At 33.1% G+C, this 12445-nt stretch carries 8 protein-coding genes; 1 reads left to right on the forward strand and 7 read right to left on the reverse strand.

The window, feature by feature from the left end:
• The first annotated feature begins 46 nt into the window (after window positions 1-46).
• Window positions 47-2557 carry a chondroitinase-B domain-containing protein gene (locus Q0921_RS06915; protein WP_299255322.1) on the forward strand — a complete coding sequence of 837 codons (2511 nt, stop codon included), beginning with the start codon at window positions 47-49 and terminating at the stop codon, window positions 2555-2557.
• A 53-nt stretch (window positions 2558-2610) separates the two neighbouring features.
• On the opposite strand, the gene Q0921_RS06920 is transcribed toward Q0921_RS06915, so the two are convergent.
• The 7 genes from Q0921_RS06920 to Q0921_RS06950 all read right to left on the reverse strand — a co-directional run bounded on the left by Q0921_RS06920 (window position 2611) and on the right by Q0921_RS06950 (window position 12331).
• Window positions 2611-4980 carry a phosphotransferase gene (locus Q0921_RS06920; RefSeq protein WP_299255324.1) on the reverse strand — a complete coding sequence of 790 codons (2370 nt, stop codon included), beginning with the start codon at window positions 4978-4980 and terminating at the stop codon, window positions 2611-2613.
• 1 nt (window position 4981) lies between these two features.
• Window positions 4982-5782 (reverse strand): hypothetical protein, encoded by an 801-nt coding sequence (locus tag Q0921_RS06925; RefSeq protein ID WP_299255326.1) that lies wholly within the window; start codon window positions 5780-5782, stop codon window positions 4982-4984.
• Entirely contained in the window at window positions 5779-6381 is a 603-nt protein-coding gene (locus Q0921_RS06930; RefSeq protein ID WP_299255328.1) for a P-loop NTPase fold protein, read from the reverse strand. Before Q0921_RS06930 ends, Q0921_RS06925 begins: the two co-directional genes overlap by 4 nt.
• Window positions 6371-7732 (reverse strand): nucleotidyltransferase family protein, encoded by a 1362-nt coding sequence (locus tag Q0921_RS06935; RefSeq protein WP_299255331.1) that lies wholly within the window; start codon window positions 7730-7732, stop codon window positions 6371-6373. Before Q0921_RS06935 ends, Q0921_RS06930 begins: the two co-directional genes overlap by 11 nt.
• A complete protein-coding gene (locus Q0921_RS06940; protein WP_299255334.1) occupies window positions 7729-10203 on the reverse strand; it encodes a PEP/pyruvate-binding domain-containing protein in 2475 nt (824 codons plus the stop codon). Before Q0921_RS06940 ends, Q0921_RS06935 begins: the two co-directional genes overlap by 4 nt.
• Before the next feature lie 2 nt (window positions 10204-10205).
• Entirely contained in the window at window positions 10206-11444 is a 1239-nt protein-coding gene (locus tag Q0921_RS06945; protein WP_299255337.1) for a pyridoxal phosphate-dependent aminotransferase family protein, read from the reverse strand.
• A gap of 179 nt (window positions 11445-11623) precedes the next feature.
• Entirely contained in the window at window positions 11624-12331 is a 708-nt protein-coding gene (locus Q0921_RS06950; protein WP_299255339.1) for a hypothetical protein, read from the reverse strand.
• Between the last annotated feature and the right edge of the window lie 114 nt (window positions 12332-12445).

Raw genomic sequence — 12445 nt, forward strand, 5'->3', positions numbered from 1 at the left:
AATTTGGTTGACCAATTTTTAAACAAAAAAAGTAAAGCCCTAAATTATGAAAAACAAATATGTAAAAGTATTTACCTTTTTACTTGTACTGATAGCTTTTCACAATCACACCTACGCTCAGATTGTAAATAACGCATCAGAATTACAAACAGCTATTACCAATGCCACGGCTGGCACTACTATAACGTTAGCAAATGGGACTTGGACCGATGTATTCATTAATATTAATAAAAATGGCACCCAGACGAATCCTATTACCATAAAAGCGCAAACTCCTGAAGAAGTTTTTTTTGAAGGAAACTCCAGAATAAGCATGGGTGGTTCTTATATCATTTTTGAAGGTGTCGTTTTTCAAAATCCATCCGATTTAGATGTTAGCGGAAGTATCATAGAACCAGTAATTGAGCTTAGAGACTCCAGCAACAACGAATGTGATCATTGTACCATTACAAACATTAAAATAGATAGTTACAATGGTACTGCCGCACAAGAACTACTAACATTTAAGTGGATCATTGTTTATGGACAATATAATGAAATAAGCTTCAGCTCATTCGAAGGAAAATATGGTATAGGAAGTATTATCAATGATAACAGAAATGCCACCTCTACCGAATTTGCAGAGCCAGATTTTACAAAAATACATCATAATTACTTTGCTGATAGAACTCCTGTTGGCGTTGTAAATGACGAAAATGATCAAGACGCCATTAGAATTGGAAATAGTAGTACTTCTTTAAACCCATCTAATACAGAAGTATATGATAATCTATTTTATAATTGGTCTGGAGAAGTGGAAATCATTTCTAACAAGAGTGGTGAAAATAAATATTACAACAACACTTTTAGAGATTACCAAGGAACACTTACACTAAGACATGGAGATGATTGCGAAGTGTATAACAATTTCTTTTTTGCTGAAAACAATCTTTTCTCAGGCGGTATACGTGTAATCGGAGAAGGACATAAAGTATACAATAATTATATCGAAGGAGTAAATTCTGAAAAGCCAGGTGGAGGCAATACCAAAACAGCTGGAGCAATCAACGTCAGTAATGGACAAGAAAACTCACCTCTTAATCGTTATTTTCAAGTTAAGGATGCGTTTATTGTAAACAATACTTTTGTAAATTGTGATTATGGATTTAGAATTGGAACTAGCGTAAGTAGTGATCCCGTTTTAACCTTAGCACCAGAAAACTTGGTAATTGCAAATAATATTATGATCAATACCGAAGAAAATGCTGTTGATGAACAAACGGCTCCAATAGGTTCTTCTATTTATCAAGGAAATATTACTCAAAATGGGACTTGGGATCTTACTACAGGAACTAATAACAACCAAGTAATAACTAATGGGCTTCTAGAAAATGGAGCTTTGTATTACGAATTAGGAAGTACAAGCCCAGCCATTGATGCTTCTGTTGGAAGCTACCCTTTTGTTAATACCGATATTTTAGGAGGAAATCGTTCTGGAAACCTTGATGCTGGTGCTGAAGAATTTAATTCAGGCGGTTCTCGTATTCCATACACTACGTCAGATGTTGGTGTATCTATTGGTTTTGGCGGAACTGGTATTAACACTCCTAGATTAACCACAAACACTACATCTATAAATGTAGCCAGAAATGCAGGAAATACTTTATTTGATATTGATGCTAATGTTGATTGGAGCATTACAAACGATGCAGATTGGTTAACTTTTAACACCTCTTCAGGAAGTAACTCTGCTGTAATCACAGCCAATTTCACAGAAAACACTTCATCTGCTCAACGTACAGCTACAGTAACTATAAATGAGACTGCTGGAGGAAGTAATTTAACTACTACGTTGACCATAACACAATCCAATGTATTTTCAGAAGAAATTACAATTGTTAATGCAACTGCTATAGGAACCGAACCAGGTAAACCTAATGTAGGACCTCAATTTGCTTGGGACAACAATGTTACCGACGCAGAATACTGGTCAGGAGATGCCAATACTGAACCAGAAGTTTCTATAACTTTTGATCTATCTTGTATCCGAATTCTAAGTCAAATTGGAATTCATGTATTAAAAGCCGATGAAAGAACAATCAACTTTGATATCGCAGTATCAGATGATCAAACTGGGCCATTTACCAACGTATTGACAGGACAAGATAGTACGATTGAAACAGGTGCAGAAAATACAGAACAACTATTTGAACTTAGCAATGCAACAGGTAGATATGTAAAATTTATCTCTAACGGAAATAATGTCGGATCTGGTTTCGCAAGTATTGTAGAAGTGAATATCTATGGTAATGCAACTTGTGATACTACCTTAGGAGTAAATGATAATCTACTTTCTTCTAAAGGAATCTTGTTATATCCTATCCCAGCAAAAAACCAGCCTATTATTATCGAATCTAAAACAACAATCGGAACAGTAGAAATATATGACTTACACGGAAGATTAATACTCCAGAAAGAAATTAGTAATAGTAGTGGAGAATTAGAAACTAGTAATTTTAGTACAGGAACATATATTGCTAAAGTACAAGGAGCTTACGGTCGTTTTGTGATTCAATAATAATAAAATCGTATCTACAAAAACGCTTATAGTGCGATCGCACTATAAGCGTTTTAATTATCAATCTCTATCTGCCTAAACTGTTTAGGCTTAACAGCATCCATAGTAACTGATATATATTCATGTTTTATATAGTCTATCATTGCAAAACAATTTTCAATTACTCGATCTGGGAATTTTAGTTTCATTAGTATTTCAGCAGCTTTATAAAAAGACATACGACAGACCAAAAATTCTTTTAAAGCATATATATAGCCGTAAATCCAGCTAATGTCATTTAAATCTTTTTGCCATAGTTTTATGTGAAATTCTAAATAGCTTTTTAGCTCGTTGGTATTAAAAGAAGTATCCATAGTAAATGCTAAGAATTCTACAATATCACGATGTGGAATGTTTTTTACAGATAATTCCCAATCATAGATGCATACATTTCCATTAGAACGGACACCCACATTTCTAGGGTTAAAATCATTATGAATTACACAAATTGGCAGGATGTTACTAGGTGCATCCTCTACAATGTCTATAAAAAAATCTTTTAGTATTTTAAATCGGTTCTTACCCTCTTTACGGTCTTCTTCTTTGATTATAACATCTATTAGCTTACTGTAGAGCCCAAAAGCGTTAGAGGCATTAAAAGGTTGTATCTGAGAGTCTTCAATGGTATCGATCTTTGCGTTATAATACTGATGCACTTTTGTAATCTCAGTAATCACGTTTTTTATATCTTCTGACTTCCATAGTTCTGGTTTATTCTCACTATTAAAATGTGACATGGTACTACTATCTAAATATTCCATGATAAATAAGAATAATTCTCTATTTACATTTTCTTTCTTACCATAATATTTTGGGGTGACGCGAAACCCATTCTTGTACAAATCTTCATAGATAAACAGTTCTTTTGTATGACAATTAAAATATTCTGTCAGATGACGGTATCTATAAATAAGATCGGATAGTGATGGATCTATTGAAGCTGCCATACTATGTAATCCTTTAATGACATCTATATCAAGTGCTTTTGATTTAATCAATAGTGAAACGGTTGCTTGACTATTTATTACTTGAAAAGGAAAGAATCCAATTGTTTTTTTAGATGTTATACCCGTAAGGCTGGTGATGATGCCATTTTCCATTTCTCGTTCATGAAAATGGATTGAAAAGGCCTTATATTTGGGATTAACCTGCTCCATGATTTGACTTATAAACTCTGTATTTAAATCTGAGCGTGTAAGCAAATCTACAGGTTTGTTTCTTCCTAATTTCTCGTGAGCTTTCGCAAACTCACCACTTGCAATGGCCGCAAGTGTTGATATCTCTAACGAAAGGGCAAATGCCGTAATTAATTGTGCAAACCTTTCTACTTTTCCATTACCTTCACACTTCATTAATCGAAGTATTTCGTTTTGCTTAGGAAGGGATGTCCCACCTCCAACAGTACCAACGACAAGTGTAGGTAATGTAAGTGACACAACAAGCCTATTCGCTTTTTTTTCAAGTTGTAAAACCCCAATCGACGATTCGTGAAGACTGCCTAAATCTTGACCAGTAGCAGCAAATATAGCTGCAATAGCGTTAGCAACATTGATATTATATCCTAACATTCCATCTATCTTTGTCAAAGCAACAGAAGGAATATAGCATTCCATCAATTTATCAGAAGTAGTACGAAGCACTTTTTCTATGACGGCTTCTGTTAAATAACATTTGGCGGTAGTATGTATACCTCTTCCTTTTTTAACAGCATGAGTAGATACCTTTTTATCCGAAGAACCATTACCTTCTATGATATAGTTTTTTATTTGGATTTGTGTTTCTTTAGTAAATTGATTAACAATAAAAAGCATTGCATGCCATGTACAGGTTGTAGTCATATTTTGTCCAGAAGCATCGCCTGTTGTATAATAAAAACGAATGTGTACGATGTTATCTATAAGGACTGGCTCTAAAGATTTTAATTGCGCGTGATTAGAATGCTGCTCAGCTTCTTTTTTAATATCTTCAAAATTGTAGGAAAGCCAAGTTATAAATATTGACGCATTCTCTGGTGTATAAAAAATAAACATAGGACAGCGCAACATTCTTTGATGTATAAAGGTGGTTTTAACACCACCACTTAAACTAGCAGCTTTGGCACCTCTATTCATACTTGCTACAAGAGCTCCTTCTAAAGTCGCGGCACCAGCATACACTAATTCTTCTGTATCATCTTGAAGATGTAATAAAGGACCGACCAATCCCACAGGAATCTCCACGGAACCAATGTAGGATTCAATTTTATTTTGAACTTCTGAATGGGAAAGCCCAGACATAGAAACTTGACTAGAATCATATCCTTCCTTATCTAGATATTCTAAACGTAATTTGGTAGAATGTGGGGTGACTAACCCTCTACCAGGTACAATTGGATAATTTTCCATATTAGCTTGTGATTTCTATCATTAATCTTGTGTAAAAAGCATCTAAATTATCAAATGTAGTAGCATCTATATTTTCAATTATTGTTTTATTGTCACTCGCTATTTTCTCAAATAAAATTTCATAGGTAGTCTCTAAATTGGATAACACAGAGAGTTTTTCATGAGCTTCTATAACCTCTCTAGAGGAGATTCTCTCCATAAGAATTTCAGGAGCTGCTTTTAAAAAGAAGATGTGATCTGGCAAGCTGGTTTTAAATACTCTTTTGGTTTCAGCATCTGGAAAAGTTTTTCTTACAAAAAAGGTTTTTATGAATTTTAAAATAGCCAACACTCCTTCATCTTTATTTTCAATAGGAAGCTGCTGTAAGACAAAAGAGAATAGAGCTTCATATTTTGTAGTATAATAGATTAGCATTTCGAGATTCATACTACTACCTGAAGAACTTAAACGAGGTAAATAAAACTGCGCATAGACAAAAGTATCTATCAGTGGATGTCTTTCGCATATAACAATACGCGTAGTTGTTGTCGTTTTTTCGGAAACTAATTTTTCAAACAATACCATAGCAAAGAAAAGAACCATTGCTTTAATATCATCTCTTTTATTTGCATCTGCTTCTTGACTTAGGGATTTAAGAAGTTGTATTGGTTGTTTTAGAGAAGAAGTATCTGGCAATGTATCTACATCTACATGAAGCGGTGAAACTAAAGTTACATGCTCAATACATTCAGCTTCTAGTTTAGAAAACAAGGTGCTTTTACCAGAACCATCCAAACCTGTTATAAGAATTGTCTTGATCATTGTGCTATGATTTTAAGTGTTTTGTCTTTTAATACTTCAGGAGAATTCTTCGCATCCAGTATAAACCATTCTGGTTGAATGTAAGTTTCAAAAGTAAGGTTTACCTTTTTCTGGAAGTCTATAAAATGTTCCAATGTAGCTGCTCTACAACCACACTCATAACGTGATAGATATTTCTTTCTAGCTGTACTTATTTGAGGCGAGACGGAAAGAAAAATAGTTTTATCAGGTATAGGGAAATTAGATATTAAAGCATCAATCAATTTTTGGTCAGCACCTAATACTTTTTCCGAAGAAAAGTATTTGTAGTAATAGGCATTTATAAAAACAATCTCTACATCAGAAGTAAGTGCTTTATCAATTGCATATTGTAATGCGTGTGCTAAGAATAATAAGCGAGCGTTAGGTGATAGGAGACATAGATAATCGTCAATATCTTTTTTAGTACTAAAAAGAGTTCCTTCTTTATTATTGAGTGCGTCCCATATGGTTACTTCCATAGTATTTGATACCTCATTGATTAAATTGGAAATGAGTGTTGATTTTCCAGATCCATCTGGGCCAGTAATACAGATGATAGTTGGTTTCTTATTGGACATTGTCTACTAGTTTTTTAATTTGATTAGGTTCTATTTCTTTCTTTTTTAGATATTGGAAATAAGACTCCTTGGAGATAAAATAATTTAACGGTGATAAAGCGGTATCAACCCACATTTTTAAATAAAGTAAAATACCGTACTTCCATCCTATTTCTTGAGCAATCATTGAAAAAGAAAACCAAGGACCTAGTATTCTTCCTCTTATTTTATTTAATATGTTAGGTTTGTGGGATTTATCTAGAAACTTAAGTGCGTGCTTTATATCCGGAAAGTAAATGAAACGTAGAACCCTCAAAAAGTAATAGATTCTTTTATGAAATTCTGGAAATAAATAATAGTAAATTACATTTTTTTCAATGTCTTGAAAGTAATCATTGTACGATTCGTGCATATCCCCTGTTTCGTTAACCATTTGGAGTCGCTTGCGTAGTCGTTTATTAATAAATGATTGCTTCCCTTTTGGTAACCGTTGTATCCATTCTTCTGGAATATGACGAGAGCAAAGGCAACACATCTCTAGTGCATACCGAGACTTTTGTATGGCATTTGTTTTTTTTATAATCGAAAAGAGCCTTTCTGCATCTAGATTTGTTGAAAGAATCAAATTATAGAGATCCATACAATCTCGTATACCACATTTATAGACACCTAAATGTAATATTAAGTGAATGAGGTTATATTCTGGAGATAATTGTTTACCAGGAATCCCATGAAAATCTAGTGGCATAGCCGTATCCCACATTTCATTTGTATCCACAGTAAAATGAGTCGTAGATGATTTCAAACCCCATTGCGTTCCAATAATACAGTTAAAATCTGTACTAATAAAAGGAACACTTGTAGGACTATACTTAGCTGGTTTTTGTTTTTCTCCACTCCATCCAAATCCTAATGGTATATATCCTAAATCATAATAAATTTGCTCAATTTCTGGCCAATCTTCAGACTTTATCAAAATATCAAAGTCATTCATTTTTTTGTAGCCTACATCATCGTAAATAGTTTGAATAAAGGCATTCCCTTTTAATATAATAACATCTATATTATGTTCATGAAAGGCTTGTAAAAATTGCATTGCAATCTTATTTCTGTTTTCATTTTCTTGCTTTACATCTTGATAAGCATTCTCGAATCGTTCTATAACATCCCTATCAAACAATGACAGGAATTTATTTTTTTGGAGTTGTAAGTAGATCCAAGGAGCCATTTTCCATTGAAAACAATATTCGTAAAATGCATGTTGATCATCATTATTAGATTGTAAAGTTGCTAACGCCGTTCTGCAGGTACCCAATTCTTCTGATGTTAATTGAATATGGGATAATAATGCTGTTATTTTAAATGTATTCATAAGTGATCTATTTTTTCAATAGAACCTGTGGCTCCATTCATTTTAATTGTATCTCCATTACTAAGATTTTTAGTACTTTTTTTTGCACCTATAATGGCTGGTATTCCCATCTCACGACATAAGATAGAAGTGTGTGAAAGCAAACTTCCTCGTTCAGAAATAATTCCTTCAGCTCTAGAAAATAATCCAACCCAACCAGGTTCGAAAAAAGGAGCGACTAAGATTTTTCCGGCAATTTCTAATTGGTGTATATTTTGAGCAGTGACCAATAAAACTTCTCCCTGTGTAATACCACTACTACACGCAACTCCATCTAGTCCATTTTTTGAAGTAGATTGCTTTTCTTCTATAGGATATAATTCATTATCAACTTCGTGATATCGTATTGGGTGTTCTACATCTTGATAAGCAGCATATGTTGCTTTTCGTTCATTAATGATATTTTTATATTGAGATGACCAGGTGTCTGGATGCATCAATTCATCAAAATGTAGGTATAAAGAATCCCCTGAGGATATGATAGATTTATCTTCAATTAATTTAGTATCAATTTCTCTGAAAATTTGTCGTACTATATTGAAGGTTTTGGTACGTATAAATCGAAAGTTTTCTCGATCTCGTACCCGCTTAATAGTTAATTTTATTCCTATTTTAAAAAAGAATAACTTAATAGGGTTAGTTCTATAGGTTTCTTTAAGAACGTGTATATAGTTAAACTTATCTTTGGGTTTTATTATGTGTTGTGAAACAGATAAGCTTGATCTAAGAAAGGCAACAAATTTGGTAGGATCTTCCTTATAATTTATAGTTTCAATCTTTAATTCCCCTTCATCAGATCTTTCTCCATATTTGTTTATATATGATATAATGAGATCAAAGTATTCTGAATGGTTTTCTTTAAGATATGGTAATACTTGTTCATTTTCTTTTTCAAGAATTATTTTTTTTACGTTAGGATTTTGATGCAAACGATGTGTAAGATTTTGTAATTCGTGTACAATCTCCATAGAGATTACCTGACCACTTCCCATTAAAGAGTCATTCATGAAATTTGGATACTTCTGATTTAGTTTTGATCGAGATATTATTTTAGTGAGACCATTATATATGATCATTGTAAATAAACTATTGAGAATAGGAACATACCAATAGGAACTTAACTCAGTTTCTAAAAATCTAAAATAGTTTGTCAATTCAGTATGAGATTGTTTCTCTAAAGAAGTGTTATCAAATCGCTTCTGAATTTTATCATATTGTGCTATATATTTCTTTTTATAATACCCAGAGAATAACACACTTCGAATAAGATTTAGAAATAAGCGTATGTAGCCTAAGAAGGAAGCTGATTGTGATGGTTTCTGAAACGTAGCGTCTTCAGCTCCTAGCGCTTTAGGAAATAATAGACTTGTTTTACCTCCAAATGGCATCTGATATAAAAGCTGTTGGTATGCTGTAATATTATAATACATACCTCCCCTTATCACACCCACGGTATTATTAAATAGAGAACTATTCTTTTTAACAAATGAATTCCCAGCACCCAAAAATCGACACATGTCCATATATGCATTACTATAAGAATGTTGTACAAAAGAAACAGTAAGTGGCATTACTACACCCGGATAGTTCACATCCATATTAGAATTGTCCCATACCATATAATCTCCTCTTGGGATCAATGTCGTGATTGGGCGTACCTGCAACCAGTATATTTTATTATTATAGATTGTAAATTCTGTATCAATAGGATGTCCTTGTAAATAATCTATCTTAAGTAAGCTTTCTCTAAGTTCTTTTAGATATGGGGTTATTTTTTCAAATAATTCATCTTTGGTACGTACAATTTTTTTATAACCTGAAGCCGATTCATATAACTCTCCGTTATACTGTTCATCGTCAGAGATCATTTCAGGCTGCATAGTGAGATCAATCATCATGGCATTTTCTTCTCCAGAAACAAGCTTAAGACCTAATCCCGGAATAATATTAATGATAGGATGTTCGCTCACTTGTTCAAGAGGGTTTACAGAAAACCCAACACCAGACAGCTCTCCACAGATCATTTCTTGTACTACAATATTAAATCCAAAATCTACTTTTTCATGATATTCCGGAATCTCTTTTTGGACTTTCTCAAAACCAGTAATTACCTTTTCAAAAGCAGTTTCCAGTTCATCAAGTTTGCAATTAACCTCTGTTATAAAAATACCAGCATAGGATTTATTTTTACCGTCCTCTACCTCGGCGCTAGAACGCACAGCCCACAGTGATTCTTGTTCTGGATGAACATTTTTTATCCACTCGTTGCATAGAGCCTCAATTGTATGTTTTTCCGAAATAATATTTTGAATAGTATAACTAGGGACCACATAAAAAGAAGGAACACGAAATCCTTTATTATAAAGTGATATTAATCCATCAGCTTTACCTCCAAAAGATCTTTTCGGTATATTTTGATATGAATAATACATACTCATATTGTATGCACAGAAAAACTACTGTAGTTTTTTATATACTTTTCAAATACAACATCAAATGCTTCTAGCGTGCGATGAACATCTTCTATTGTATGCAAGCTAGTGGGAGTTAAACGAAAAATAACAACTCCTTTTGGTACTACTGGGTAAGTAACAATAGAACAATACACTCCTCGGATATAAATCAACTCGTGTAGAATGGCTAATATATCTTCTAGTTTTATTGTAAAATAAACAGGTGTAATATACGTGTTAACTTTATTAGAGAGTAGTTTTCTCTTTCTCAAACCTTCTTGAAGTATCGTTGTTATTTGAAAAAGTTTTGCTCTATTATTAGTTGCGTTTTTAATAATTTCTAACCTTTTATTTAATCCATAAACTACGGGCATCGGCAAGGATTTAGAAAAAATTTGAGAGCGTAAATTATACTTGAAATAATTTACAATCTCTTTCTTTCCCGCTATGATCGCTCCAAAAGAAGCCATGGATTTTGTAAAAGTTGTGAAATACAAATCAACCTTTTCTTCTAAACCTTCTGCGCAAACTGTTCCATTACCGTGTGGTCCCATTACCCCAAATCCATGAGCATCATCTACCAAAAACCTAAAATTATACTTTGATTTTAAAGCGCATATTCCTTTTAGTTTACCTTGCTCACCAGACATACTAAATACACCTTCGGTAATAACAAGAATACCTCCTTCTGTTTTTTTTACAATTTCTTCAGCTATCCTTAATTTTTGTTCTAAATTTTCAATGTTATTATGTTCATAAATCAACTTTTCTCCGCGATGCAGTCGTATTCCATCTATAATACACGCATGACATTGAGCATCAGAAATCACTACATCATTTGGAGATAATAATGAATCTATAACAGATATCATTCCTTGATACCCAAAATTGAGCAGCAATGCTTTTTCCATATTAATAAAGGCAGCAATGTGGTTTTCGAACTGATCGTGGAGTGCAGTATCACCAGTCATCATTCTGGATCCCATAGGATAGGTCATCCCCCATTCTTTCTGTGCAAACGCATCTATTTCATTAATCTCATCAGAACCTGCCAAGCCTAAATAATTATTATAACTCCAACAGATTAATTCCTTGTTATCAAAAACAATGCGATTAGAAATTTTTCCTTTAAATTTAGGAAAGGCAAATTCACCTTCAATTTCACTTTGAAATCTTCCTATCGGTCCGTTATGCTGTTGTATTCTATCAAAAATATCCATGATAAAGTTTCAAATTGTTTAGTGATGTAAACTTACTGGCTATCGATCAGCTATAGTTGCTAAAATCGCCAGTATGGAATTTTGTTATTGTGATAATCGCAAGTCAGAAATTCATCTAATAAAAAACACCTTCAATACTTTTGAAGGTGTAGTTCAGTTTTCCTAATTACCACTATATTTTATTTTAGCCTCCCAAGCACTACGCCAAACTGCACTCCATAAACACTTTTCACTCTATTTACGTTACCATATCCGGAAAGTTCCAGACCCACTACTTTATTAAAAGTATATCTGAGAGATATTTTAGAGAATCCCCCTAAAATTATTTTCTTACTTTCCTTACTTCTTCTGTAATCTAATGATGGCCCGATAGACAAAGGAAAACCAAATCCACCTGAAGAACCTGGAGAAAACTCAACTTTATATTCATAATCTTCACTATATATGATAGAAGGACCTGCCATAATATATAATTTGATAGATTTTTTATTATTAAGTGCAATGGATTTAAATACGTTAAGCGATAAAGAATATAACCTATTATCTCTTTTTTCTGTATATGAAAAATTTATATCAGTTCCTTCAGGTAGTTCAGTACCTTCAAAATTTTCTATCTCACTTATAGGAGGTAATCCTTGTAAACTAGATGGTGTATACGCTGATTTGGTAAAATCGAATCCATAACCCCACCCATTCTTTCGTTCTAGCATTATACCAGCATAAACATCTAATTCATCACTCTCCGCATTTAAAACCTTACTGAATCCATTAGTAAAGGCTATTGGTTTTCTCATTTTGTTTTGTTTATTCTCGGTTCCTAAATCTTGACCGTATCCATAGTTAGAAATACATACTACTACCACAAATAGTTTAATTAATTTTCTCATCATAATATTGCTTTCAAATTGTTTAGTGGTTCAAACATACTTGCTATTCACTAACTACAGTTGCCAAAAACACAAGAGTGAAATTTTGTTGTTGTGATAATCGCAAGTCAGAAA

The sequence above is a fragment of the uncultured Aquimarina sp. genome, assembly GCF_947496855.1.
GTDB lineage: Bacteria > Bacteroidota > Bacteroidia > Flavobacteriales > Flavobacteriaceae > Aquimarina.